A 24,285-nucleotide genomic window follows, 5' to 3' on the forward strand; every position below is an offset into this window, starting at 1 on the left:
ACCCCAATCACTCCACTCCACTGGGAGAAGCATGCGCTCCATGTATCGCATCGCGACAGTGGCACTGGCCCTCGCACTGATGGGTGCGGTCGGTGTCATGACCATCCGACCCTCACTGGGCGAGTCCGACCAGTCCGATCGCGCGGCCCCGTTCGCCTTCGAGACGCTCGCCCTCAACTCCGAACCACCGGACGCCCGGTTCGAGCGGGACGTGGCACCCGACCTCGAACACTTCAAGGGGTGGATCTCCGCGGTGGGTGCGGGCGCCACCCTGCTGGACCTTCGCGGCCTCGGCAAGTCCGGGGACGTCTGCCTGGTCGACCCCCGGGACGACAGCGTCACCCTGCGCAACGCGCCCGGGAGCGGCGAGGACGACTACCCGGTCGTCGAACTCCTGCCGGAGGGCCTGCCCTACGACGACACCATGGCCCCCATGGGCTGTGTCCCCGCTGACCTGGACGAGGACGGAGACCTCGACGTCATCGTCTACTACTGGGGCCGCTCCCCGGTCCTGTTCATGAACACGGCCGGTCCGGAGGCCGTCCCCTCGGCGGAGAACTTCACCGCGCACGAGCTGGTGGAACCGATGCAGGTCTGGAACACGACCTCGCTCAACGTCGCGGACGTGGACGGCTCCGGCAGCCTCGACATCCTGGTCGGCAACTACTTCCCCGACGGCGCGCGCGTGCTGGACCCCGACGCGGACGACGAGACGCGCATGGAGATGCAGCAGAGCATGGGCCTGGCCACCAACGGTGGTCGCAACCGGTTGCTGCTCACCGAACCCACCGGAGAGGCGGACGCGCCGCCCTCGATCTCCGACGCGAGCACCGCGATCCCGGAGCAGGCGACGACCGCCTGGACCCTGGCGATCGGCTTCCAGGACCTCACCGGGAACGGAGTCCCCGACGTCTACCTGGGCAACGACTTCGGCAACGACAGCCTTCTCGTCAACCACTCGACCCCCGGTGACGTGCGGCTGGAACTGCTCAAGGGCGACCGGGACATGACCACGCCCAAGTCGCAGGTCATGGGGAACGGGTCGTTCAAGGGCATGGGCGTGGCCTTCACCTACGAGGACGACGCCGAACTGCCGATGATCGTGGTCAGCAACATCACCAGCCCCTACGCGCTGCACGAGAGCAACTTCGCGTTCGTTCCCGACGGTGACGGGGCGGACCTCCTCGACGGCAGCGTCCCCTACAGCGAGAGCAGCGAACAACTGGGGCTGGCCCGCAGCGGCTGGTCGTGGGACGTCAAGGCGGGTGACTTCGACAACGACGGCACCGACGAGCTCTTCCAGGCCACCGGCTTCCTCAAGGGGGAGACCAAGCGCTGGCCGGAGCTCCAGGAGATCGCCATGGGCAACGACCAGCTGCTCAAGCACCCCGCCTTCTGGCCCAACTTCGCCGAGGGCGACGACATCTCCGGGTACGAGACCAACCCGTTCTGGGTCCGCGGCGACGACGGCACCTACGCGGACCTCGCCGAGGCCGTGGGGATCTCCGAGTACGACGTCACGCGGGCCTTCGCCTTCGGTGACGTGAACGGCGACGGCCTGCTGGACGTGGTGGTCGCCAACCAGTGGGAGGACTCACGGTTGCTGTTGAACCAGGCCCCCGACGCCTCTCCCGGCGTGGTGCTGCGGCTCGTGCGTCCTGGGGCGGGTGGCGACGACGCCCTCACCCCGGCGTTGGGAGCCTCCGTGAGCGTGCGGGCGGACGGCCACCCCGCTCAGACCCGGGAGCTCCACCCCGCCAACGGGCACGTGGGGGTCTCCGACTCCATCGTCCACCTGGCCGCGCCCTCGGGGGACCTGCCGGTCACCGTCTCCTGGCGGGACGGCGGGGGCGACACGCACAGCACCGAACTGACAGTGGAACCGGGGACCCACACGGTCCTTCTCGACGACGACGGAACGGCGGAGATCCGATGACGGTCACCAGATCCGACGGCGACGCGGCCACCGAGCCCGCGGCGGCCTCCCAGGGGACCGCCACGGACGAGGGCCCCCGGAGCGCGGCTCCCCCCGGTGTGGACCGGCGGCTGAAGGCCCTGCGGATGTTCGCCACCTCCATCACCGTGTTCACCGTGGTGGGACACATCTTCCTCGGCTTCGAGCAGTCCCCCGTCACACCCATCGTGGCGGTCCTGTTCGGATACGCGCTCGACATGGTCCTGGAGACCATGGACGCCCGGGCCGAGGGGCGGGAGCCCGGTTACGCGGGCGGTCTCGGGAGGATGGTCGACTACCTGCTGCCCACCCACATCGCGGGTCTGGCCTGCGCGATGCTCCTGTGGGGCAACACCTCGCTCTGGCCGTACCTGTTCGCGGTCGCCGTCGCGGTGAGCAGCAAGTACCTGTTTCGGCTCCGGGTCGCGGGCCGCAAGCGGCACTTCCTGAACCCCTCCAACTTCGGGATCGCGGTGACGCTGATCATCTTCCCGTGGGTGGGGATCGCGCCGCCGTACCACTTCACCAACAACACCTACGGCACCGTGGACTGGCTGATCCCGCTGGGGATCCTCATGGCCGGCACCATGCTCAACGTCAACCTGACCAAACGATGGCCCCTGATCCTCGCCTGGGTGGGCGGGTTCGCCCTCCAGGCGGTACTGCGCTGGCTCGTCCTCGACCACATGCTCCTGGCCGCGCTGATGCCGATGACCGGCGTCGCCTTCATCCTGTTCACCAACTACATGATCACGGACCCGGGAACCACGCCCTCGAAGCCGCGCAACCAGATGGTGTTCGGGTTCACCACGGCGATGGTCTACGGCCTCCTCGTCAGCTTCAACATCGTGTTCGGTCTCTTCTTCGCACTGGTCATCACCTGCGTGCTCCGTGGTCTCGTCCTGGTCGGCTCCCCACTCCTGACCGCGAGACGGACGGAACCCCACCCCAGGGAGTCCACATGAACGACCACCCGCCCACGACCACTCCCACGACCTCTGATCCCGCCGAGCAGCCCCCGACCGCACCGGCCCCCGCGCGGCGCTCCGTGCTGGCCGACCGGTACCACCGGAGCATGGACGTGCTGAACGTCGACCGGCACCGGTTGTGCCTCCAGCTGTACCTGGTCATCGTCATCGCCCACTGGGCCGAGCACATCGTCCAGGCCGTCCAGATCTACGTGTTCGACTGGCCGATCGAGGAGGCCCGGGGCGTCCTGGGCATCCCCTTCCCCTGGCTGGTCACCTCCGAGTGGATGCACTACGGATACGCGCTGATCATGCTCATCGGGCTCCTGCTCCTGCTGCCCGGATTCACCGGCAGGTCGAGGACCTGGTGGACGATCTCGCTCCTCATCCAGGTCTGGCACCACTTCGAGCACCTGATCCTGCTCGTCCAGGCCACCAACGGAGTCAACCTCGGCGGGGGCGACGCTCCCAGCAGCCTCATCCAGTTGCTGATCCCGAGGGTGGAGCTGCACCTGTTCTACAACACGATCGTGTTCGTCCCGATGGTCGTGGCGATGTACCTGCACGCACGGCCGAACGCGGTCGAGCGGGAGACGACGCAGTGCGCGTGCGCCGGTGAGCCGTCCAGGTCGGACCGGTGATCGCGGGGCGGCGCCGGATCTCGGCGTTCGACGTGGTCCTGCTGTTGGTCGCCGCCCTGATCGTCTACATGGGGGCCTCCAACGTCGATCGCAGCCTGCGCGCCGCCCGGGCGGACGGGGCCCCCGGCACCTTCAGTGCCACCAGGCTGGACTGTGTCCAGCATCCGGGGCACGAGTCCTGCAACTGTTTCGGAACCTACGCGCCCGATTCGGGTGACCCGGTCCGTTCCGACGTCTACCTCTACGGAGGGAACCGGGAGACCTGTCAGGTGGGCGGGGAGACCGCGGCCGTGGACGTGGGCTCCGCCACCCGGGTGTACGGGCCGGACGGGTCGAACGAGTGGATCATGACCGCTGGTCTGATCCTGTTCGGTCTGGGGCTCGGCGGCTGGAGCCTCCGGTCGTGGTGGGTCCGCCCGAGACCGGTGGACTGAGGCCGAACCCGTGAAGGAGGGAGCGGGCTCCCGTGAGGACCCGCTCCCTCCGCCGTGCGTTCGTTCAGCAGGGGCGCGGTCCCATGGCCCCGTGGCGGACACCGGGGCCGGGGGTCAGGGGGTGGTGTCGACTCCGTCGGCCGGTTCCTCCGAGGTGTGGCCGGACCTCCCGACGAGCTCGGCGTAGCGGTCGCTCACCGCGCGGATCCCCTGTTCGAGGGCGTGGAGGTCCTCGATGCTCAGCCCCAGGAGCACGCTGTCGTGGAACTCCGGACGTTCCATCACCAGGCGGCGGGCGAGCGCGGAGCCGTCGGCGGTGGCGTGGACGCGGCGGACGCGGTGGTCGTCCGGGTCCTCGGAGCGTGTGGCCATGCCCTGGGACACGAGCCGGTCGACCAGGCCCGACATGGTGGCCATCGACACGCCGAAGGACTCGGCCAGGCCCCGTCCGGTCGCCCCCTCGCGTGTGGTGACCAGGACCATCAGGACCTTGAGCTGCTGGATCGTCAGATCCATGGCGAGCAGGTGCTGGACCTGCGCGGGAAGCGAGGCCCGCTCCATGTCGGCGGTCAGGGTCCTGATCTCGCGCACGACGCGTGTGCGTTCTCCCTGCTCCGTGGCGTCTGGTCCCATGCGAACAGGATAGCTCCGCCCGTCGGGCACGTGGTTGACGCAAATACTTAGCCTGATGCTAACCTTTTTCCCCGGAGGTGCGCCGCCTCCCGTGGACCCGCGTGCCTGTCCGGCGCGGGTCACGTCCCCCGTTCCGGTCGCCCCCGCCGGTTCGGCGCCCGCGCCCCCGCGAACCACACCGGCGAGAAGTTGGGAAGCCCCATGGGCACAGCACCAGACACGCGCACGGCGATCGAGGCCGACGAGGCGGAACTCGACATCCAGGGTCTGCGGGCTCGCTACGCGAGGGAACGGGAACGCCGGGTCCGGCCCGACCGCGCGTCCCAGTACCGATCCGCCTCGGGCGCCTTCGGCTACTACGCGAAGGACCCCTACACGCCCCGCACGGAGCGCGAACCGCTCACCGACACCGTGGAGGTGCTGGTGGTCGGCGGCGGTTTCGGCGGCCTCGTGACCGGGGCGCGGCTGCGTCAGGCCGGGGTCGAGTCGATCAGGATGATGGACGAGGCCGGTGACTTCGGCGGCACCTGGTACTGGAACCGCTATCCGGGCATCCACTGCGACATCGAGTCCTACTCCTACATGCCCCTGCTGGAGGAGGTCGGCCACGTGCCCCGGTGGCGCTACGCCCCGGGGGAGGAGATCCGTCAGCACGCCGTCGCCGTGGCCGAGACCTTCGACCTCTACCGCGACGCCGTGTTCCAGACCAGGGTCACCGCCCTCACGTGGGACGAGCGGACCGACGAGTGGGTGGTCGAGACGGACCGGGGCGACCGGATCCGCGCCCGGTTCGTCATCACCTCCTCCGGGACCCTCACCCAGCCCAAGCTCCCCGGCATCCCCGGGATCGAGACCTTCCGCGGGCACACCTTCCACACCAGCCGCTGGGACTACGAGTACACCGGCGGCGACCAGAACGGCGGCCTCACCGGCCTCTCCGACAAGCGCGTGGCGGTCGTCGGCACCGGGGCCACCGGTGTGCAGGTGATCCCGCACCTGGGCCGCGACGCGGAGCACCTCTACGTGTTCCAGCGGACGCCCTCCTCGGTGGACGTCCGCGACAACCGTCCCACCGACCCCGCGTGGGCCGCCTCCCTGAAGCCGGGCTGGCAGCGGGAGCGCATGGAGAACTTCCTCGCTCTCGTCTCCGGTGAGCCGGTGGACACGGACCTGACCCGGGACGGCTGGACCTCGACGGCGCGCCTGCAACGGAAGCTGACCACCGGCGCGCTCGACACCAGCGTGCCCCCGGAGGAGCGCGAACGGATCGAGGAGCTGGCGGACGCCCAGAAGATGAACCAGATCCGGGCGCGCGTGGACCAGGTCGTGGATGACCCCGAGACGGCGGAGCTGCTCAAACCCTGGTACCGCTACATGTGCAAGCGGCCCTGCTTCAGCGACCACTACCTCCAGACCTTCAACCGGTCCGACGTCACGCTCGTCGACACCGCCGACCACGGCGGGATCACCCGCATGACCGAGGACGCGATCGTCGTGGGCGACGTCGAGTACCCGGTGGACTGCGTCGTCTTCGCGACCGGCTTCGACGTCGGCGTCTCCGGAGTGGTGTCGGGGACCCTCCCGGTCCGGGGCCGTGGCGGGCGCACGCTGCTCGAGTCCTGGAGCCGGGGCCCGAGGACCCTGCACGGCTTCTACAGCGACGGCTTCCCCAACCTCCTCCACCTGGGGCCCCTCCAGAACGCCACGTCGGTGAACTTCGCGCACGTCCTGCTGGAACAGGCCGGACACATCGCCTCGGTCATCGCGGAGGGGCTCAGGACCGGCGCCCGCGTGGTCGAGCCGCGCCCGGACGCGGTGGACGACTGGGCGCGTGTCATCCGCGAGAACGCCCTCGACACCGTCGACTTCCAACGCGAGTGCACCCCCGGCTACTACAACCGTGAGGGCGCCGGCGACGCCGGCGGACAGTCCTACGGCCCCGGACCGGTGGCCTTCCACCGGCTGCTCCAGGATTGGCGGCGGGACCGGGTGCACGAGGTCCTGGTCCACGACCGCGAGGACGGGGGATCACGGTGAACCCGCCCTCCGCCACGGAACCCACGACCGGGACGGAACACGGGGAATCGCACCGGCGCGGGACCCCGTCCGCCACCGCCACCGGGCTCCTGACCGCCCTCCTCCTGGTCGCCGCGACCACGGCCTGCGGTCGGGTGGCGGCTCCCGAGGGGGAGCTGACCGCCTCCCTGCTGGTCCAGGTGACCTCGGTCCACGAGGAGACCGGGATGACCCTGTTGGAGGGGCCCACCTTCGCCCCGGACGGCGGACTCCTCGTCGTCGACGTCACCGCTCAGGCCGGGGAACCCAAGGTGCTGAGGGTGGACACCGAGTCGCGGGAGGTGACGCCCGTCCTCACCAACGAGACCAGCGTGTACACCTCCGCGCAGTTCAGTCCGCACGACGAGCGCCTGTACCTGACCGATCTCGTCGGCGGGAGGATCGACAGCGGCACGCCGGAGGGCGGGGACCCGGTCACGTTCTTCTCGGGCGAGGTCGACGGGACGCCGATGCTCCCCGACGACCTCGCGTTCGACGAGGACGGGCACCTGTTCGTCAGCGACACCACGGGGCACGCGGACCCCGTCTGGGATCCCCAGGGCAGGGTCGTGCGGATCGACCGGGACACGGCCGAGGCCACGGTCCTGGCCGACGAGCTCCCGGCCCCGAACGGCATCTCCTTCAACGAGGACTTCACCGGCCTGTGGGTCAGCCAGTACGCCGCGAACCGTGTGGACTTCCTGGCGCTCAACGGGGACCGGACCGGGGTGGAGACGGCGCACACGGGCCTCCACTTCGACGGCGGCACGAGCCGGGTCGACTCCAACGCCGTCGACGCGGAGGGCAACGTCTACCAGGGTGTCCACGGGCAGCCGAGCATCCACGTCCACGGCTCCACGGGCGAGCACCTGGCGACAGTGAGCGTTCCCGCCGAGGACGCCGAGGGACTGGACACCGCCACCAACCTGGCCATCGCCCCGGGAACGACGGACGGTTACATGACCGTCAGCGGGAGGGACGGCGGCTTCGTCTACACCTTCGAGGCGCTGGGGGAGGGGATCCGCCAGTCCAACGGGGGATGACCGCGTTCACCGGTGCTCGTGCCCGTTCTGCTGGTGTCTCCGCTGTACCCGCGCCACGCCTGGCTGAGGGGCGGCCGTCGGATCCCATGAGCAGGATCGAGTGGGCATGCGGCCCAGCGCTCTCCCCTGGAGCGCTGGGCCTGGTCATGACTGCCCCTCGTCACCCACCGGAATGCCGGAACGTAGTTGGGTGATGCTCTCGGTGACGATGTCCGCGAGACTGCTCGACTCGTCACCGAGGGCCCACACCTCGATGGAGGTGCGCACGGCCAGACCCGCCGCTTCGGCCAGCAGCCGGGAGGGCAGATCGTCGTCGCCGGTGCGCTCGTGGATCGCCTCGGCGAGGAGTCTCTTGACGCGTTCGATCGCGGTCAGGTGCTGGGCGAGGATGGTCGGGTTCTCCTTGGTGGCCCGCAGCAGAACGACGACGTCGGCGTGCCTGCCGAACATGGCGGACATCTCCACGGGGAGCACGTGGGTCAGGCTGTCCCACACCGGTTCGTCGACCGGGCGGGCACGCAACCCCTCGGCCAGGGACTCCATCCGCGGGATCACCACCTCGATGATCGCCTCCTCGCGGCAGGAGAAGTAGTTGCGAAAGGTGTTGCCGGAGACGCCGACGCGTGCGGCGACGCTTTCGGGTGTCACGGCCGCCAGGCCCTCCGTCGCCAGCAACTCCCATGCGGCGCGGGCGAGTGCCGCGCGCGTCCGCCGCTTCTTCGACTCTCGAAGGCCCGGTCGTGGCGTCATGATCCCCTCTCCGATTAATGTTGTGAGATTTACAAATATTCATAAGCTGCAAGAAAGATGCCGCAGAGGCCGGTAAGCAGCCTCGCCCGGACACTGCTCAGCCTCGCACCGGTCAGGGACGCGTTCCTCCCACCGGGCCTTGGCGGGCCACTCCACACGGCGCGGCACGACAGACCGGACCCGACCGCTCCGGGGTTCGATGAGGGAGAAGAACATGAGCAACCACCGAACACCGCTCACCGCTGACAGCACGATCGGTGCATGGCTGGACCGACCCGAAGGCAGAGCGGTCCTGTCCGGGCTCCTCACCGAGTTCGGGGTCGGTGAGGAGTCCTTCGCGCCCATCCGGAACCTTCCGCTCCAGCACCTCGTCGACCTCAGCCAGGGAGCCCTGGGACAGGACGTGATCGACGGCCTCGTTCGGCGGGTCAACGACGGGGCCATCCCGGAGAGGACCGCGTCGTCGCGCTGGCGTGAGCGCGTCGTGCCCGGACGGTTCGTCGACCGCACCGTCATCGTCACCGGTGCCGGATCGGGTATCGGCCGCGCGACCGCGTCACGCGTAGCCCGCGAGGGCGGACGTGTCATCGCCGTGGACATCTCCGCCGCAGGGTTGGAGAGTCTGACCGAAGAGCTGGCCGGCAGCGACATCGTCCCGGTCGGCGCCGACCTCACCGTGGCGCGCGACATCGACCGCATCCTGGATCAGGCCGGGCCGCGTATCGACGGGCTGGCCAACGTCGCGGGCATCGGTGACGACTTCTCCCCGATCCACGAGGTCTCCGACCAGACCTGGGAGCGGGTCTTCGCCGTCAACGTCGGCGGACTGTTCCGGCTCACCAGGGCCGTGGTCCCGGCGATGCTGGAGGCAGGTCGAGGCTCGATCGTCAACGTGGCCTCGGAGGCTGCGCTCAAGGGCTCCACCTCCGGGGTCGCCTACACCGCCTCCAAACACGCCGTCGTGGGGATCACCCGCAGCTCGGCGTTCATGTACGGACCCCACGGCATCCGCGTCAACGCCGTGGCGCCCGGCGGAGTCGCCACCGGCATGGCCGGTCCAGCGGGTGCCTCGGAGTTCGGGCAGGGGAGACTCGGTGACTTCATGGCCCTCATCCCGCCGATCGCCCTGCCCGCGCAGCTCGCGGCGTCGATCTCGTTCCTGCTCAGCGACGACGGCGTCAACGTCAACGGGGCCGTGTTGCCCTCCGACGGCGGCTGGTCCGTGCAGTAGCCCGGAGGAAGGGGAGCCGTGGCGTATCCCGTCCCGCCAGTCCGACGGGGATGACCGCGTTCACCGGACTCCCTCACGTGGTCCGGGCCGGGGAGAGCGCGTCGCGCAGTCGCTGCAACCCGTCCCGGGCCCGGATGGCCGTGGCCGGGTGGCGCCGGGCGATCTCCGAGACGAGGGAGTCCGACAGCGCGCAGGCGGCGGTGATCTCCGACGCCGGGGATCCCGCCGTGCTCGGGAGGGGCAGGTACAACACCTCGGGGGAGCGCGGCGACGGGGGCGCCTGGGAGACGAGCACGACCCGCGCGACCCGGGGCGCGGCCTCCGCGATCAGGTTGTCGATGTCGTTGAACAGGACCCGGGGCGCGACGACGATCACCGCGTCCTCGCTCTCCAGGGAGTGGACCTCGTCCGCGAGCGTGTGGCCGCTGCCGGACGCGGCGCGGGACCTCAGGCCGATCCTCCGGAGGCCGAGACTGAGGTACTCGGCGACGTGGGATCCGGTGCCCAGCCCGTAGACGACGGTCCGCCGCGACGATTCGACGAGGCCGACCGTCTCCTCGAACTCCGCCTTCGGGAACGACTCGCTGAACTCCAGCAGGACCTGTGCGGAGGCGGCCAGGACGGCGCGGGCGGTGCCGTGGGAGGAGACCTCCTCGCCGTGCCCCTCCAGGGACTTCAGCCGGTCCCGGATCGTGGCCCCCAGACTCCGGCCCGCCCCCACCTGGCTCGCACACGCCTGCTTGAACTCCTTGACCCCCGAGAAGCCCAGCTTGTGTGCCGTCCGCGTCACCGTCGCCTCACTCGTTCCCGCCATGTCCGCGATCGCGACGGCGGTGCTCGTCGCGAAGCGGAGCGGGTCCTGTTCGGCCAGCGCGACCACGTTGCGTTCGCTGCGGGTCAGATCGTTCCGGCCCTGGGTGGCGCGGTCTTCCATGGGGGCCACTTCGTCCTCTCGCTCTCGCTGTTCGACGCGGTTCCGAACCGGGTGTTCGTGGCGTGTCCGGTTCGGCGCGGCGCACGGGAAGGCCAGCCAACCACGTCGCCCGTCGATCCTCGCAGCCGCACGGGTCCGTGCTGAGCCTCGGAACGACGCACGCTTCGGGATCACGCCCGGCACGCAGAGCACGGGCACCCCCGTGACCGGGGCTCCGCGGCGCACTGGGCTCACTGCTGTTCCCACCGGCCCGCCCAGCGCGGGCGACGGCTTCGTCTGGTTCGCCCGTTCCCGCGCACCCTCCAGTGAAAGTTTTCCAACATATTGACGACATGTGTAGGTTCTCCTACGGTGGCCCGCATCACATCGTGTGAACAGCGACGAAGGGCGGGCACATGATCGCGGAGTACGTCATCGTCGGAGGCGGCGCCTACGGCTGTGCCGTGGCCTACCACCTCGCCTCCCAGGGGCGTTCGGTGGTGGTCCTGGAAGCGGTCGGGGTCGGCGGCGGCGCGTCCGGCGGCCCTGGCAAGCGTGGGGTGCGCGGCAACCGACGCGACCTTAGGGAGTTGCCGCTCCTACGCGAGGCACACCGGCTCTGGCCCCGACTGGCCGACGAACTCGGCGCCGAGACCGGCTACGTCCGGAGCGGCTCGGTCTCCCTCATCGAGGAGGAGGTGGTGGGCGGCAGGGGCGGAGTCGTCGCCGCCGAGGCCCACGCGCACACGCAGACGCGGTTCGGGATTCCCACCGAGGTCTGGGACGGTGCCAGGGTGCGGGAGGTGATCCCCGGACTCTCCGGGAACGTGCGCGCGGCACTCCACGTGCCCGGGGACGGGGTCGCCGCCCAGTACCGGACCACCCTCGCCTACGCCGACGCCGCCAGGAGGTCGGGTGCCGTCATCCACGAGGGCGCGAAGGTGGTCGAGCTGCGGTCCCGACAGGCGGGTCGGCACGCCCGCGTGGTCACGGAGGACGGCAGGGCCGTCGAGGCCGAGCGGGCCGTCCTCCTGGCCGCGAACTCCTCGGTCCCGGGACTGGTCCGGGAGAACTTCGGCCACGTCGTCCCCGCGTGGACCGTCTACCCGCAGGTCGTCCTCCTGCGGCCCGAACACGCCGTGACCCTGCCCCTCCTGGTGGGCCACGACAGCCGACTCATCTCCGTCAAGTCCCTGGACGGCGGCCTGATCCAGCTCAGCGGCGGCTGGAGGGGGCGGTTCGACCCCGACACCGGCAGGGGCGAGCCGGTGGAGGCGAACGTGCGGGGGAACATCGCCCAGCTGGAGGCCCTGCTCCCCGCCGCCGGTGAACTGACGCGGGTCTCCGTGCACGTGGCCAGTCCCGAGACCGCGACGGTCGACCAGATCCCCTTCGTCGACGCGGTTCCGGGCGCCGAGGGCTTCTACCTGGCCACGGGGTGGACGGGGCACGGCTGGGCCCTGCTCCCCGCCGCCTCCCGGGACATCGCGCACCTCCTCCTCCACGGGACGGCCCCCTCGACCCTGGCCCCCTTCTCCCTCAGCCGCATCCCCTAAGGACCGTTCCCATGCCGGAGCTCATCGAGTTCGACTCCAACGCGCTCAACTCACTCCTCCTCTCGGGCGCCAGCCTGGGGGTCTTCCTCCTCCTCGGCCTGCTCGTCAGGGCGCTCGTCCCCCTGACCCGGAGGCTGTTCCTCCCCGCGGCCCTGATCGGGGGCTTCCTCGGTCTCGTCTGCGGACAGTACGTCCTGGACATCGTCCCGGCCGGAATGTCGGCGACGTGGTCGTCCCTGGCCGGGGTGCTCATCGCGGTCGTGTTCGCCCCGATGCTCCTGGGGCAGAGGCTCCCGCCGTTCAGGGAGGCGGCCAGGGAGGCGGGCGCGCAGATCTGGATGTCGTACTTCAGCACCTTCGTCCAGGTCGCCGTTCCCGCGCTCCTGGTCTTCGCGGTCCTGGGGCCGCTGTTCGGGACCGATCCGCTCTTCTCGACCATCTTCGAGGCGTCCTGGTCAGGCGGGCACGGGACCGCCGCGGGGATGGACGAGACGTGGACCGCCCTGGGCTGGCCCGACGGCACCCCGCTCGCACTCTTCGCCGCCACGGTCGGGCTGGTGTACGGCGTCGTCATGGGCACCGTTCTCCTCAACATCGCCGCCAAGCGCGGCCACCTCTCCCACGAGGCGACCGCGCGACAGGTCGAGCAGGCCGACATCCTGGAGGAGGCCGACCAGAACCAGGCGACGACCGGGAGACTCCACGCCTCGGCCCTGAGCAACCTCGCCTTCCACGGTTCTCTCATCGCCCTGGCGATCCTGATCGGCTCCCTGTTCAAGCACGTCATCGACCAGGTCGTCTCCGGGGTGCCGCTCTTCCCCCTGGCGATGATCGGCGGCCTCCTCGTCCAACTGGCCATCAGCCGGACCCGCTTCCGGGTGCTCGTCGACAAACCGACGCTCAACGCCATCGCGGGGGTCGCACTGGACTTCCTGGTCGTCGCGGCCATCGCGTCTCTGGCCGTTCCGATCATGCTGGCGAACTGGATCCCGTTGACCATCGTCATGCTCGCGATGGCGGGGGTGAGCGTCCTCATCTACTTCCACGTGGGACCCAGGATCTTCCGCGAGGACTGGGCGGAGAACTCCATCGCCCAGTTCGGGGCCCAGACGGGTGTCGTCGCGATCGGCCTGATGCTGCTCAGAGCGGCGGATCCGCAGATGAGGTCCAACGCCTACCGGGCCTTCGCGCTGCGCTCCCCCTTCGTCAGCCCCTTCATCGGCGGAGGGCTGATCACGGCCTCCTTCCCGCTCATCGCCGTGCGGTACGGGAACCTCTGGCTCGGCGTGGGCTGCCTGGTGCTGTGTGCGGTCATGCTGGCGGTCGCCCGACCGTTGGGGCTGTGGAACGCACTTCCACGAGCTCGCCAGGGGGTCTGAGGTCCTTCTGCCGGACACCGTCCTGGTGGTCGTGCTCGCGGAGCCAGCGCACGAGGGACACGGCCACCAGGCTCAGGACGATGATGAGCGGGAACGCCGTCACGACCGACAGGGTCTGCAACGCGTCGGTGCCCCCGGCGGACATCACCGAGACCGACACGGCCGCGAGGACGAGGGCCCAGAGCACGCGGTTGAACCGTGAGGGCTCCACTTCGTTGGGAAGGTCACGGGAGGTCGCCGACCCCATGATGTAGGAGGCGGAGTCCAGCGTCGTGGCCAGGAAGATCAGCAACAGCACCAGGAACAGCGGGGTGATGATCCAGCTGAGCGGGAAGGCCTCCAGCGTGGCGAAGATGGCCTGGACCGCGCCCTCGGACTCCAGGGTGTCCACGATCGGCGCCTGCCCCCGCAGGTCGAAGGCCATGCTGGAGTTGCCGAGCAGCGCGAACGACAGCCAGCAGCCCAGGCTGCCGAAGCCGCACATGCCGATGATGATCTGCCGGACGGTGCGGCCCTTGGAGATCTTCGCGCAGAACATGCCCACGAACGGTCCGTAGGAGATCCACCAGCCCCAGTAGAAGACGGTCCAGACCTCCTGGAAACCGGACCCGCCGACGGGATCGGTGTAGGTGCTCATCCGGACGATGTTCTGGGCGAGCAGCCCGACGCTGTTGGTGAAGGTGTCGATCACGAAGACCGTCGGTCCGACCGCCAGGACCAGGAGTCCCAGAGCGGCGGCCAGGTAGAGGTTGAGGTTGGCGAGGCGCTTCAGGCCTCGGTGCAGGCCCAGCGCGACACTGCCCGCGAACAGAAGGGTCCACAGGCCGATGACGACGGTGTTGAGGGCGGCGCCCGGCTCGACACCGAACATGCGGGACGCGCCCTCCGCGATGGTGGGCACGGCCAGGGCGAGGGAGGTCCCCGCGGCCCCGATCATCCCGAGGATGAAGAGGACGTCGATGACGCGCCCGGGCCAGCGGTCGACGCGGTCGCCGAGCACGCCTCGGCAGGCCTCGCTGAGGCGGAGACGGCGGATCCGGCGCACGTGGTAGGCGTAGGCGAGGGCGAGGGTCGGGACGCAGAAGACCGCCCAGGCCGTGGGACCCCAGTGGAAGAGGGGGTAGGTGGCCGACCACTCGGCCGCCTCGGTTCCGCGCGGTTCGAGTTGGAACGGGGGAGCGGAGTGGTAGTGGGCCCACTCGATGATGCCCCAGTACATGAGGCCGCCGCCGATCGCGGCGGTGAAGATCATCGCGAGCCAGGTGGGGGTGGAGAACTCGGGGCGGTCGTCGGGGCCGCCCATCCTGATGCGGCCGTAGCGGCTGAAGACGAGCCAGACGAGCAGGACCGCGAGCCCGGCGACGAACCACATGTACACCCAGCCCAGGTCGGACTGGAGCCAGGAGAGGACGTCGCCGAGCAGGCGTTCGCCGGTCGTCGGCGCGATCACGAACGGCGCGCTGAAGCCGACGACCATGATCAGCGCGGGCCAGAAGACGGTGTTGTCGATGTTCCAGCGGATGACTCGGGTCACCTCCGGGTTCGAGGGCACGGGCCATCCAGTTACTACTGTGTTGCGCTTGACTAATCAACCAGTCGGAATCGCATCTGGGGCCTCCGAGTGGGCCCTCATGGGCTTCGGGGCGCATGAGAACCCTTATGCCCAGGCGCTTCTCGCTATCAGAGAAGCTCGGTCCGATGCCTACGTAACGAAGTGACAACCTCACGCCGTTGCGAAAATCGCCACTCCGGGTGCACACTGGTGGAGTTCGTCCCGGAGGGTCCCGGTCGTCACGCCGGACGGGAGGGGTGCTTCGCGGAGGAGAACTGTCCCGTGGCGACGAGGACCACCACGAGCACGAGCGGGACGATCCACCCGCTCCAGCCCAGGATCGTCGCCTGCGTGGTGTCGACGTGCTCGCCCGCCGTCGTGAAGAGGAGGAAGGTCCCACCCGCCCCGTTGAACGCGGCGTGCGCCAGGGCCGCGGGCCACACGGATGCCGACCGGAGTCGCAGCCAGCCGAAGACCGCGCCGACGAGGACGCACATGGTGACCATCGCGGTCAGGCCGAGCCAGCCCGGCGCGTCGGGGTAGTTGTATCCGAGGAGGATGAGCGGGGCGTGCCACAGGCCCCAGATCACGCCCGAGACCAGCAGGGCCGGGAGCGTTCCCAGCGGCATCAGCTTCGGGAGCAGCCACCCTCGCCACCCGAGCTCCTCGCCCAGCGCGGGGATGAGGTTGACGAACGCCGCCAGGGGGAGCACGGCGAGCTGGACGAGGATGAGCGCGCCGAGCGGGATCGGGATCTCGACCCCTCCCGCCTGCTCGTCCAGGACCTGCTGGAATCCGGAGAGGTTCGCGAAGTCCGCCGGGTACACCCCCAGCAGCGCACCGATCGGCAGCGCCACCAGGACCAGCGCGATGGACACGAGGATCCCCAGCACGCCGTAGCCGAGCACCCTCCGGACCGGTCTCAGCGGCCACAGCCCGAGGGTCCAGGCCTTCTGCTCCGGCCGCTCCACGAAGAACACCACGACGAGCGCGGCGATCGCGGGGGTCATCATCGTGGCGGTGGCCACCACGGTGAACCAGGGGCTGGCGAGTCCGTCCCCGAACCAGAGCGGGAGTGCGAGAAGCCAGGCGAGGGCGAACGCGAGAGCGGTGAACACGCCGATGGCGCGCAGGTTCCGGCTGGTCATGCGGGGGCCGCCCCGTTCCGTGGGGGAGGTGCCCGGAGGTCTGACGGTCACGACTTCTGCCCTTCGAGGATGTGCAGCCCGGCGATGGTGTGGTCGTCGCGGAACGAGATCCGCGCCGTGTAGTCGCCCGCCTCGAACGCGAGCGGCGTGTTCGTGATCGTCAGGTCACCGGCCCGGGCGACCTCCGGCGCCCCGCGTCCCTCGAAGGCTCCGGACAGGCCGACGAGCTGCGCCCACGCGGCCGCGAGCGCGTCCTCCGACAGGCCGTCGCGCATGGTCGGATCCAACCGCTCGGTGACACGTGCCCAGTGCCCCGCGGCGAGGTCCGCGATCACCGAGGCCGCCAGTTCGGCGACGCCGGGGAGTGGCGTGGTGTTCATGGGTTCTCCAGTCCTGGGATCGATCGGTTTGCCGTAGCGCTGGAACGCCGCCTGCCTGCTCACGCCGAGCGCGTCCCCGATGACCTGCCAGGTGGCGCCGTTCTGGCGTGCCTGCTGCACGACGGCACGCACGACGTCGTCGGCCGCCGTCTGCATGCCCACGGCACGCGCGATCGAGTCGGCCCAGTCGTCGTCCTTGGCCAGGACGCGTGAGGCGAGGAAGGCGTCCATGCGTGCCTTCAGGGCCCGCAGCGCATTCGTCAATTGTTCGTGCACATGTAAAGCATAGCTTTACAAACAGGCCGTGCGTCAAGTGGACGAGCGCAACAGGGGCCCGGGCAGGCGTCCTCGGCCACGCCGGGCCGGGGATGAGGTGCGTTCAGGAGAAGGTCACACCGGCGATGGTCCAGCGTGTGCTGGGGGTGACCGATGATCGGCGGACGCGATGTGGGGGCGCTCTACCTGCTGGGAGCGGCCACACCACCGTGGGAACGACGAAAGCGGGCTCCCGTGGGAACCCGCTTTCGCGTGATGTGGGCGATACAGGACTCGAACCTGTGACCCCTACCGTGTCGAGGTAGTGCTCTAGCCAACTGAGCTAATCGCCCCAGTGAGACTGGGAGGTGGAGACGGGATTTGAACCCGTGTAGACGGCTTTGCAGGCCGCTGCCTCGCCTCTCGGCCACTCCACCGAGTACACGTGAGGCGATCTCTCGCCCCGCGTCTCCTCCGAGCGGACGACGGGATTCGAACCCGCGACCCTCACCTTGGCAAGGTGATGCTCTACCAGCTGAGCCACGTCCGCGTGCTGCCCGGCTCGGCCCCCGTTTCCGTTGGCCTCGCCTTGCTGCTGGTACAGACTTTACCGGAGATTCGACAGACGGCAAATCAGAGCTCGGCGGGGTCGTGCGGCGCTCCCCTGGGTGGGTGCGCGGGGCGGGTAGCGTCCGCGTCAGGAGTTCCGGGCGGATCCGGGGCACATCGGGCAGCGGAGTGGACGGAGCGGCATGGACATCCCCGTGGCGGACGGCGCGGCGTGTGGAGGGCACGGAGGTGCCGTCCCCTGGGCGAGGGCGCGTGAGCGTGCGCGCGAGCTCGGGGCGCGGTCGGGCACGCCCGCGCGAGACCTCCCTCTGGGCCGGGCCCTGGGCGGTGTGCTCGCTGACGACCTGCGGGCGCTGGTGGGCCTGCCCGCCTTCGACGCGTCGGCGATGGACGGCTTCGCGGTGGCGGGTGAGGGACCGTGGCGCCTGGTGGGCGCGCAGTTGGCCGGCGCTCCCGTGGCGGGGCTCTCCCTGGGGCGGGGCGAGGCGGTGGAGATCGCGACGGGCGCCCGCGCGCCGAAGGGCACCGAGTCGGTCCTGCCCTACGAGCACGCCGAGGTGGCGGACGGCTGGGTGCGCGGGGAGGCTCTCCCCGGACGGCACGTGCGGTGGTCGGGCGAGGAGACGGTGCCGGGGGAGCGGGTGCTGGAAGCGGGCACCGAGGTGACCCCGGCGGTGCTGGGGTTGGCGGCGAGCCTGGGCCACGACGGTCTCGGTGTGCGTCTGCCCACAGTCTCCGTGCTGGTCACCGGGGACGAGCTCGCCACGAACGGCCTGCCGGGGGACGGTGTGGTGCGTGACGCGATCGGCCCCCTGCTGCCCGGGGTCCTCGCCTGGGCCGGGGCCCACCTGGATCGCGTGCGGATGCTGGGGGACGGTTTCGGGGACCTGGGTGAGGCGTTGATCACGGCCGGGACCGACGTGGTGGTGGTCTGCGGTTCCTCCTCGAAGGGACCCGCCGACCACCTGCGCGGGGTGCTCCGGGAACTGGACGCGGAGGTGGTCGTGGACGGGGTGGCCTGCCGCCCCGGGCACCCGCAGCTACTCGCCCACCGGGACGGCACCGTGTTCGTGGGCCTGCCCGGGAACCCGAACGCGGCACTCGTGGCGTCGCTCACCCTGTTGGTCCCGCTGTTGTGCGCGATGTCCGGCCGCCCCGACCCGACGGCTGGTCTGGCGAGGACGACTCTGGGCGCGGACGTGCGGTCCCGACCCGACGACACACGCCTGGTCGCGGTGCGTGTGGGGGAGGGGTACGCGGAGCCGGTGGGTCACGACCGTCCGGGCAGTCTGCGCGGGGCCGCCCTGGCCGACGCCTACGCCGTGGTTCCGCCGGGGTGGGTGGGCGGCGAGGTCGAGCTCCTGCGCCTGCCCTGACCCTCTGGGCCGACCGTGTCCGCGAACCGGGACACGGGTCGGCCCCCGAGGGACGTCCCTCGGGGGCCGAACTCGTGACGGTCGTTACCTCGCGGACTCGTTGGCCTCGACGACCTCGACGGCATGGTCGGACCCGGCGGTGACGGGGGCCTCGGAGGCCTCCCGCCGGTCCGTCCCGTGGTCCGTCCCGTGGTCCGTCCCGTGGTCCGGGGCGTCGACCGCCGGGTTGCCGTGGCCGCGCAGCAGGAACCAGGCCTGGGCCGCGGCGGCGAGCACGATCACCACGGCGATGGCCGAGGTCAGGTGCATGCCGTCGGTGAACGCCAGCCGGGCCGAGTCCATCAGCGCGTCACCGGCCGCCCCGCCCAGGTCGGAGGCGGTGTTGGCGGCACCGCCCAGGGTCTCCCGGGCGGCCTCGGTCGCGGATTCGGGCACCCCGTCCACCTCGGTGAGGTGGCCACGGTAGAACGCGGTCAGCACACTGCCCAGCACCGCGACGCCCAGGGCGCCACCCATCTCGTAGGCGGTCTCGGAGATCGCGGACGCGGCGCCCGCGCGCTTGGGCGGGGCGGCCGACATGATCGCGCCGTTGGTGAGCGTCTCCGCGAAGCCGGTGCCCAGCGAGATCAGCACGAAGGCCGTGACCACGAGCGCCACACCACGGGTCACGTCGTCGGCCGGGGTGAGCACCAGCGCGCCGAACCCGGCCGCCGTCACCAGCAGGGACACCCCGATCACGGTGGACAGGCTCAGGTGGCGCGCCACCCGAGCCGCGACCAGACCGGCGATGATCGACAGCAGCAGCCCCGGCACCAGCACGATCCCGGCGCGCATCGGTGAGATGCCGAGCACCAGCTGGAGGTACTGCGTGAGGAAGAACAACGACCCGACCAGGGAGAACACGATCATCAGGTTGGTGACCACCGCCACGCTGAACACGCGCGAACGGAACAGGTACACGTCGATCAGCGGGTCCTTGAGCGTGCGCTGTCGGCGCACGAACAGGTAGCCCAGGGTCAGACCGAACGCCAGCGAGAGGATCGGCAGCACGTCGAGGCCGCCGGTCGCGATCTTCTTGATGCCGAACACGATGGGCAGCATGGCGCCCAGCGACAGCACGACGCTCAGCAGGTCGATCCGGCCGGAGTCCGGGTTGCGGGACTCACGGACCAGCAGCGGCACCAGGATCAGGATCAGCGCCATCACGGGCAGGTTGATCAGGAAGACCGAACCCCAGAAGAAGTGCTCCAGGAGCCAGCCGCCCAGGATCGGGCCGAGCGCGGCGCCGCCGGAGAACCCGGACGCCCAGATCGCGATGGCGAGCAGGCGCTGGCGCGGGTCCAGGAAGATGTTGCGCAGCAGGGAGAGCGTCGAGGGCATCAGCGAGGCACCCGCGACGCCCAGCAGGGCGCGGGCGATGATCAGCGTCTCGGCGTTGGGCGCGAAGGCGGCCAGCAGGGACGCGGCGCCGAAGGCCGCGGAACCGATCATGAGCAGGCGTCGTCGCCCGATCCGGTCACCGAGCGAACCCATGGTGATCAGCAGTCCGGCCAGGATGAAGCCGTAGATGTCGATGATCCACAGCAGCTGTCCGGAGCTGGGGCGCAGCGCCTCGCTCAGGGCCGGGACCGCGAAGCCGAGCACGGTCATGTCGACCGAGATCAGCACCACGGGCAGGACCAGGACGGCGAGTGCGGCCCACTCGCGCGGGCCCGCGAGCGCGGGTGGGGACGTGTTGCCCCCGTGCGTGTGGGTGGCGCCGTTTCCGGCCTTGGCGGAACTCATCTTTCCCTCGTCATCGCTTGTGGGTTGCGCGCCTCTCGGAGTGAGGGCGCGGGCCCGGTGGGGAGTCGGTGCCGACCGGGCTGTGCGGACGGGAAGTCTGGTCGACCGGGGTGCGGCACGGTGGTGCGGGCACGATCCGGGACTCTTCAACCGTCCAGCCGGTACAGTACCGTCCAGCCGGTACAGTGTCAATCGTGAGTACATCGAACACGCGGGATCGCATCCTCGACGCCTTACAGGACATCCTGATCGCCGAAGGTTATTCCTCGGTGACCCTGGAGGCGGTCGCACGCGCCGCCGAAGTGTCCAAGGGCGGGCTGCTCTACCACTTCCCCTCCAAGTCGGCCATGATGGTCGGCCTCATGGAGCGCGTCCGCGCGCTGGCGGAGGAGGAGTTCCGCGAGGCGGTCGAGAGCGACGAGGGCGTGGTCCGCTACTTCCTGCGCACGTCGCTGCCGCAGACCACGGTGGAGGGCGAGCTGTACTGGGCGGTCATCGCGGCCCTGCGCAGCAAGGAGGACATCCCCCCGGAGGCGGGCGTCCTCGTGAAGGAGCTGTTCACCCGCTGGGGTGAGCTCCTGCACGCCGAACTCACGGACCCGGTGCTGGCCGAGACCATCCGCCTCGCCGGGGACGGCATGTACATGTCCTCGATCGCCGGGCTGGGGAGCCCCGACCCGGAGCTGACCCAGCAGGTGATCGACCGCCTGGTCGAGGCCTCGGACCGGGTGCTCAGGGACCGTTGAGCCCCGCCGTTGGCCCGTGGGGTCCCAGGCGGTCCTCGAAGACCTGGACCTCCTTGTCCCCGACGGGCGCGCGCACGGTAGGGGTGAACCCCTGCCGCTCGTAGTAGCGGATGAGTGAGCCGTCGCCGCCCGACCAGCAGTCCACCCGGACCAGGGAGATCCCGCGTTCGCGGGCCTGGCTCCGGGCGTGGTCGAGGAGCTGGCCGCCGACGTCGCGACCGGCGAACCGCCGGTCGGTCAGGAGCAGGCGCACGTAGACCTCCCGTTCGTCGACGGGTGGCGCGTAGTCGAGGGCGGTCTCGCTGATGACCAGGGCCCCTGCCGTGGCCCCGTTGATCTCGGCGATCCAGAGGCCGTCCGAGGCGAGCCCGCGGACCCTCTCGACCCTCTCGGGGATCTCCGACCAGGGGCGGGTGCCCCACTGGTCGGCGGAGCCGCGCTCGGTGAGCCAGACGACGGCCTCGTCGAAGAGCCGCAGGAGTTCGTCGGTGTCGTCCGTGCCGCCTCGACGCAGTCGCATGGGGCTGGCTCCTTGGTGCTTGGTGTTCCCGGGGTCGGGGCACCCTACTGGTCGGGGCCCTCGCGCGGCATCCGGTTTTCCGGGTTCCCGACCGGCCGTCGGGCTCGCGGGGCCGACGCCGGTGGGAGCGGCGAGGATCACCGGAGTTCCGGGGACCCGCTGGGTGTCGGGCCCGTGGGAAGCGGGCCTCATCGTCATGCGGATGGCATCATGAGTCACCCTGGAGGGCACCGTCAGTTGTCTCTGGAAGGTGACAGTGTGGTGCTGTTCACGTGTCCTCGAACGTGGTTTACTTCCCAGTAACTTCGTTGCCGTCACCGGGCGCCGGGTTCCACGGGTGCCTGCCCAACTGGCGAGGTGAAGTGTGCACTACCGCGAGATGTGGGGCGTGCCGTGTCGACCGGGAGGCTTCTCTTGGCAAGACTGTTCACACCTCACCGGAGCGTCCACGGGGTGAGAACACGCCGACGGGAAAGCGGGGAGCTGATGCACAGGCTCACCAACAGGGTACGACCGTACGCCTGGGGAGCACGCGCTGCCATTCCTCGTCTGCTGGGCACCGACCCCGACGGCACCCCCCAGGCCGAGCTCTGGCTGGGCGCGCACCACGGCGCCCCCAGCACCGCGCACTGCGACGACGGGGACAGACCCCTCCCCGAGCTCATCTCCGAGGACCCGCACCGCGTTCTCGGCCACCGGACCGCCGAACGCTTCGGCGCCCGCCTGCCCTACCTCCTGAAGTTCCTCGCGGCCGAGGCCCCGCTCTCGCTCCAGGTCCACCCCGACGCCGAACGGGCCCGTTCCGGCTTCGAGGCCGAGGAGCGCGCGGGGATCCCGCTCGACGCCCCCCACCGCAACTACCGCGACCCCCACCACAAGCCGGAGCTCCTCCTCGCGCTGGAGCCGTTCGAGGCCCTGTGCGGGTTCCGTGAACCCGCCGCCACCGTGGCCGACCTCATCGGGCTCGACAACGACCTGGCCACCGAGCTCCGGGAGGACCTGTCCCACGCCGACACCCAGTCGGCGCTCCGTGCCGCCCTCACCCGTCTGTTGACCCTCCCCTCGCCGGACCGGTGCCGGATGATCGAGGAGTTCGTCCGGGAGTGGTCGGGCGGCGGACGCGGCCCCCACGCGGAGATCGTCACCGACCTGGCCACCCGCTATCCCGGTGATCCGGGCGCGGTCGCCGCGCTGCTGCTCAACAGGGTCACGCTCTGGCCCGGGCAGGCGCTCTTCCTCCCGGCGGGCAACATGCACGCCTACCTCCAGGGAACCGCGGTGGAGGTGATGGCCAGCTCCGACAACGTGCTCCGGGCCGGTCTGACCGCCAAGCACGTGGACGCCCCCGAGCTCCTCGACGTGGTGGACTTCTCGGTCCTGCCCATCCCGTACGCCCAGCCGGGCTTCCTGGACGGCCGTCGGGAGTTCCGCCCGGCCGCTCCGGAGTTCGCGCTCCACGAGATCGGCCCGGGGCGGATCACCGCTCACCTGCCGGGCGACGGACCCACGGTGGTCCTGGCGCTGCACGGGACCGTGGACCTGGTCGCCGAGGTCGGTGAGGGGGTCACCCTCGGCCGGGGGGAGTCCGTGTTCGTCCAGGCCGACAGCGGCCCGATCAAGGTGGAGGGGCACGGACACGTCGTCGCCGCCACCGTCGGGGACCACGGGCGCACGCGGGTGTGACCTCGGGTCCTCCCGAGTGCGGGCCGGAAATCCCCTGGCGCGCGGGACGAGAGCCGAGCATGCTGGCGTCCATGACGTCCTCGGGACCGGCCTCGCATCTCCGGATTCCCGGATCGTGGACCCCGACCTCCGCCCCCTTTGGCGCACTCTGTCCGGGCCATCGGTCACCACCGATAGCCTGGGCCCCTCTGTTCACGTCTTCAACCGAGGGGGACCCCACCATGGCGCTTGAGCGTCCCGAGATCGACTTCATCGAGGGCCCGCCGCCCGCGGACCTCCAGGTCACCGACCTCACCGTCGGCGAGGGCGACCAGGCCGGGCACGGCAACACCGTCAGCCTGCAGTACGTCGGCGTCTCGCACTCCACCGGCGAGGAGTTCGACGCCAGCTGGAACCGCGGCGAGCCCCTCACCTTCAAGCTGGGCGCCCGCCAGGTCATCCCCGGCTGGGACCAGGGCGTCCTGGGCATGCGCGTGGGCGGCCGCCGTCAGCTGGTCATCCCGCCGCACCTGGCCTACGGGGACCGCGGCGCCGGCGCCCTCATCAAGCCGGGGGAGACCCTGGTGTTCGTCGTCGACCTGGTCGACGTCAAGGGCAAGTAGGACCGTTCGTCCCGCCGCCCGGGCCGGGGTACGCCCAGCCGGGCGGCGGGCGCACGCTTCGGGGTCCGTGCCGCGCTCCCACACGCGGCACGGACCCCTTCGCGTCCCCAC

Annotated in this window: 21 protein-coding genes and 3 tRNA genes; 13 read left to right on the top strand and 11 right to left on the bottom strand. The window is 70.4% G+C overall.

Annotated features, from left to right (window positions below; genetic code table 11):
• The first annotated feature begins 31 nt into the window (after positions 1 to 31).
• From ACRWK8_RS01020 to ACRWK8_RS01035, 4 genes are read left to right on the top strand one after another with little or no spacing between them, the layout of a single operon-like run.
• Positions 32 to 1,936, top strand: a complete 1,905-nt coding sequence (locus ACRWK8_RS01020) for an FG-GAP repeat domain-containing protein (protein ID WP_378734765.1) — start codon at positions 32 to 34, stop codon at positions 1,934 to 1,936.
• The gene (locus tag ACRWK8_RS01025; protein ID WP_431867688.1) at positions 1,933 to 2,919 is read left to right on the top strand and encodes a class III extradiol ring-cleavage dioxygenase family protein; all 987 of its coding nucleotides are present in this window, start codon (positions 1,933 to 1,935) and stop codon (positions 2,917 to 2,919) included. The genes ACRWK8_RS01020 and ACRWK8_RS01025 overlap by 4 nt, the downstream gene beginning before the upstream one ends.
• Complete coding sequence (locus tag ACRWK8_RS01030) at positions 2,916 to 3,563, top strand: hypothetical protein (RefSeq protein WP_378734761.1); 648 nt, start codon at positions 2,916 to 2,918, stop codon at positions 3,561 to 3,563. Before ACRWK8_RS01025 ends, ACRWK8_RS01030 begins: the two co-directional genes overlap by 4 nt.
• A complete protein-coding gene (locus ACRWK8_RS01035) occupies positions 3,560 to 3,997 on the top strand; it encodes a hypothetical protein (protein WP_378734759.1) in 438 nt (145 codons plus the stop codon). The genes ACRWK8_RS01030 and ACRWK8_RS01035 overlap by 4 nt, the downstream gene beginning before the upstream one ends.
• Positions 3,998 to 4,111: 114 nt before the next feature.
• On the opposite strand, the gene ACRWK8_RS01040 is transcribed toward ACRWK8_RS01035, so the two are convergent.
• On the bottom strand, positions 4,112 to 4,630 hold the full coding sequence (locus ACRWK8_RS01040) for a MarR family winged helix-turn-helix transcriptional regulator (protein ID WP_431867691.1): 519 nt from the start codon (positions 4,628 to 4,630) through the stop codon (positions 4,112 to 4,114).
• Positions 4,631 to 4,831: 201 nt separating this feature from the next.
• Here ACRWK8_RS01040 and ACRWK8_RS01045 point away from each other — a divergent pair, with 201 nt between their 5' ends.
• Positions 4,832 to 6,667, top strand: a complete 1,836-nt coding sequence (locus tag ACRWK8_RS01045; RefSeq protein ID WP_431867693.1) for a flavin-containing monooxygenase — start codon at positions 4,832 to 4,834, stop codon at positions 6,665 to 6,667.
• A gap of 89 nt (positions 6,668 to 6,756) precedes the next feature.
• Complete coding sequence (locus tag ACRWK8_RS01050) at positions 6,757 to 7,728, top strand: SMP-30/gluconolactonase/LRE family protein (protein ID WP_431867819.1); 972 nt, start codon at positions 6,757 to 6,759, stop codon at positions 7,726 to 7,728.
• Positions 7,729 to 7,872: 144 nt separating this feature from the next.
• Here the strand turns inward: ACRWK8_RS01050 and ACRWK8_RS01055 are convergent, their stop codons facing one another.
• Positions 7,873 to 8,478: a TetR/AcrR family transcriptional regulator gene (locus ACRWK8_RS01055; protein ID WP_378734752.1), complete on the bottom strand. Its 606-nt coding sequence runs from the start codon at positions 8,476 to 8,478 to the stop codon at positions 7,873 to 7,875.
• A gap of 214 nt (positions 8,479 to 8,692) precedes the next feature.
• Between ACRWK8_RS01055 and ACRWK8_RS01060 the strand changes: the two genes are divergently transcribed.
• Entirely contained in the window at positions 8,693 to 9,709 is a 1,017-nt protein-coding gene (locus tag ACRWK8_RS01060) for an SDR family NAD(P)-dependent oxidoreductase (RefSeq protein WP_378734750.1), read from the top strand.
• Positions 9,710 to 9,782: 73 nt separating this feature from the next.
• Here the strand turns inward: ACRWK8_RS01060 and ACRWK8_RS01065 are convergent, their stop codons facing one another.
• Entirely contained in the window at positions 9,783 to 10,643 is an 861-nt protein-coding gene (locus ACRWK8_RS01065; protein WP_431867696.1) for a MurR/RpiR family transcriptional regulator, read from the bottom strand.
• A gap of 395 nt (positions 10,644 to 11,038) precedes the next feature.
• Here ACRWK8_RS01065 and ACRWK8_RS01070 point away from each other — a divergent pair, with 395 nt between their 5' ends.
• A complete protein-coding gene (locus ACRWK8_RS01070; RefSeq protein WP_431867698.1) occupies positions 11,039 to 12,178 on the top strand; it encodes an NAD(P)/FAD-dependent oxidoreductase in 1,140 nt (379 codons plus the stop codon).
• A gap of 11 nt (positions 12,179 to 12,189) precedes the next feature.
• Entirely contained in the window at positions 12,190 to 13,557 is a 1,368-nt protein-coding gene (locus ACRWK8_RS01075) for a sodium/glutamate symporter (RefSeq protein WP_378734744.1), read from the top strand.
• On the opposite strand, the gene ACRWK8_RS01080 is transcribed toward ACRWK8_RS01075, so the two are convergent.
• From ACRWK8_RS01080 to ACRWK8_RS01105, 6 genes are all read right to left on the bottom strand, one after another.
• Positions 13,490 to 15,109: a BCCT family transporter gene (locus ACRWK8_RS01080; RefSeq protein ID WP_378734742.1), complete on the bottom strand. Its 1,620-nt coding sequence runs from the start codon at positions 15,107 to 15,109 to the stop codon at positions 13,490 to 13,492. The genes ACRWK8_RS01075 and ACRWK8_RS01080 overlap by 68 nt on opposite strands.
• Positions 15,110 to 15,348: 239 nt before the next feature.
• On the bottom strand, positions 15,349 to 16,257 hold the full coding sequence (locus ACRWK8_RS01085) for a CPBP family intramembrane glutamic endopeptidase (RefSeq protein ID WP_431867701.1): 909 nt from the start codon (positions 16,255 to 16,257) through the stop codon (positions 15,349 to 15,351).
• 47 nt (positions 16,258 to 16,304) lie between these two features.
• The gene (locus tag ACRWK8_RS01090; RefSeq protein WP_431867821.1) at positions 16,305 to 16,868 is read right to left on the bottom strand and encodes a DUF3887 domain-containing protein; all 564 of its coding nucleotides are present in this window, start codon (positions 16,866 to 16,868) and stop codon (positions 16,305 to 16,307) included.
• 303 nt (positions 16,869 to 17,171) lie between these two features.
• Positions 17,172 to 17,245, bottom strand: a tRNA-Val gene (locus ACRWK8_RS01095).
• A gap of 13 nt (positions 17,246 to 17,258) precedes the next feature.
• Positions 17,259 to 17,329: transfer RNA gene (locus ACRWK8_RS01100), tRNA-Cys, on the bottom strand.
• 40 nt (positions 17,330 to 17,369) lie between these two features.
• Positions 17,370 to 17,442: transfer RNA gene (locus ACRWK8_RS01105), tRNA-Gly, on the bottom strand.
• Positions 17,443 to 17,644: 202 nt separating this feature from the next.
• Here ACRWK8_RS01105 and ACRWK8_RS01110 point away from each other — a divergent pair.
• The gene (locus ACRWK8_RS01110; RefSeq protein WP_431867703.1) at positions 17,645 to 18,838 is read left to right on the top strand and encodes a molybdopterin molybdotransferase MoeA; all 1,194 of its coding nucleotides are present in this window, start codon (positions 17,645 to 17,647) and stop codon (positions 18,836 to 18,838) included.
• Positions 18,839 to 18,922: 84 nt separating this feature from the next.
• On the opposite strand, the gene ACRWK8_RS01115 is transcribed toward ACRWK8_RS01110, so the two are convergent.
• The gene (locus ACRWK8_RS01115; RefSeq protein ID WP_431867705.1) at positions 18,923 to 20,623 is read right to left on the bottom strand and encodes an MFS transporter; all 1,701 of its coding nucleotides are present in this window, start codon (positions 20,621 to 20,623) and stop codon (positions 18,923 to 18,925) included.
• Positions 20,624 to 20,817: 194 nt separating this feature from the next.
• Between ACRWK8_RS01115 and ACRWK8_RS01120 the strand changes: the two genes are divergently transcribed.
• On the top strand, positions 20,818 to 21,369 hold the full coding sequence (locus tag ACRWK8_RS01120) for a TetR/AcrR family transcriptional regulator (RefSeq protein WP_378734732.1): 552 nt from the start codon (positions 20,818 to 20,820) through the stop codon (positions 21,367 to 21,369).
• Here ACRWK8_RS01120 and ACRWK8_RS01125 read toward each other — a convergent pair.
• A complete protein-coding gene (locus ACRWK8_RS01125) occupies positions 21,356 to 21,889 on the bottom strand; it encodes a GNAT family N-acetyltransferase (RefSeq protein ID WP_431867707.1) in 534 nt (177 codons plus the stop codon). The genes ACRWK8_RS01120 and ACRWK8_RS01125 overlap by 14 nt on opposite strands.
• 486 nt (positions 21,890 to 22,375) lie before the next feature.
• Here ACRWK8_RS01125 and manA point away from each other — a divergent pair, with 486 nt between their 5' ends.
• Both manA and ACRWK8_RS01135 read left to right on the top strand, forming a co-directional pair.
• Positions 22,376 to 23,572, top strand: a complete 1,197-nt coding sequence (gene manA, locus ACRWK8_RS01130) for a mannose-6-phosphate isomerase, class I (RefSeq protein WP_431867709.1) — start codon at positions 22,376 to 22,378, stop codon at positions 23,570 to 23,572.
• A 221-nt stretch (positions 23,573 to 23,793) separates the two neighbouring features.
• Positions 23,794 to 24,174, top strand: coding sequence for an FKBP-type peptidyl-prolyl cis-trans isomerase (locus ACRWK8_RS01135; protein WP_378734726.1), 381 nt, complete (start codon positions 23,794 to 23,796; stop codon positions 24,172 to 24,174).
• The last annotated feature ends 111 nt before the right edge of the window (positions 24,175 to 24,285 follow it).

The sequence above is a fragment of the Nocardiopsis eucommiae genome, assembly GCF_965344335.1.
Lineage (GTDB): Bacteria > Actinomycetota > Actinomycetes > Streptosporangiales > Streptosporangiaceae > Nocardiopsis > Nocardiopsis eucommiae.

What these genes read in the sequence shown, in the direction of transcription:
- ACRWK8_RS01020 (WP_378734765.1), top strand. Translation starts at nt 32, where the DNA reads ATGCGCTCCATGTATCGCATCGCGACAGTGGCACTGGCCCTCGCACTG.
- ACRWK8_RS01025 (WP_431867688.1), top strand. Translation starts at nt 1,933, where the DNA reads ATGACGGTCACCAGATCCGACGGCGACGCGGCCACCGAGCCCGCGGCG.
- ACRWK8_RS01030 (WP_378734761.1), top strand. Translation starts at nt 2,916, where the DNA reads ATGAACGACCACCCGCCCACGACCACTCCCACGACCTCTGATCCCGCC.
- ACRWK8_RS01040 (WP_431867691.1), bottom strand. Translation starts at nt 4,630, where the DNA reads ATGGGACCAGACGCCACGGAGCAGGGAGAACGCACACGCGTCGTGCGC.
- ACRWK8_RS01045 (WP_431867693.1), top strand. Translation starts at nt 4,832, where the DNA reads ATGGGCACAGCACCAGACACGCGCACGGCGATCGAGGCCGACGAGGCG.
- ACRWK8_RS01055 (WP_378734752.1), bottom strand. Translation starts at nt 8,478, where the DNA reads ATGACGCCACGACCGGGCCTTCGAGAGTCGAAGAAGCGGCGGACGCGC.
- ACRWK8_RS01060 (WP_378734750.1), top strand. Translation starts at nt 8,693, where the DNA reads ATGAGCAACCACCGAACACCGCTCACCGCTGACAGCACGATCGGTGCA.
- ACRWK8_RS01065 (WP_431867696.1), bottom strand. Translation starts at nt 10,643, where the DNA reads ATGGAAGACCGCGCCACCCAGGGCCGGAACGATCTGACCCGCAGCGAA.
- ACRWK8_RS01070 (WP_431867698.1), top strand. Translation starts at nt 11,039, where the DNA reads ATGATCGCGGAGTACGTCATCGTCGGAGGCGGCGCCTACGGCTGTGCC.
- ACRWK8_RS01075 (WP_378734744.1), top strand. Translation starts at nt 12,190, where the DNA reads ATGCCGGAGCTCATCGAGTTCGACTCCAACGCGCTCAACTCACTCCTC.
- ACRWK8_RS01085 (WP_431867701.1), bottom strand. Translation starts at nt 16,257, where the DNA reads ATGACCAGCCGGAACCTGCGCGCCATCGGCGTGTTCACCGCTCTCGCG.
- ACRWK8_RS01090 (WP_431867821.1), bottom strand. Translation starts at nt 16,868, where the DNA reads ATGGACGCCTTCCTCGCCTCACGCGTCCTGGCCAAGGACGACGACTGG.
- ACRWK8_RS01110 (WP_431867703.1), top strand. Translation starts at nt 17,645, where the DNA reads ATGGACATCCCCGTGGCGGACGGCGCGGCGTGTGGAGGGCACGGAGGT.
- ACRWK8_RS01115 (WP_431867705.1), bottom strand. Translation starts at nt 20,623, where the DNA reads ATGAGTTCCGCCAAGGCCGGAAACGGCGCCACCCACACGCACGGGGGC.
- ACRWK8_RS01125 (WP_431867707.1), bottom strand. Translation starts at nt 21,889, where the DNA reads ATGCGACTGCGTCGAGGCGGCACGGACGACACCGACGAACTCCTGCGG.
- manA (WP_431867709.1), top strand. Translation starts at nt 22,376, where the DNA reads ATGCACAGGCTCACCAACAGGGTACGACCGTACGCCTGGGGAGCACGC.
- ACRWK8_RS01135 (WP_378734726.1), top strand. Translation starts at nt 23,794, where the DNA reads ATGGCGCTTGAGCGTCCCGAGATCGACTTCATCGAGGGCCCGCCGCCC.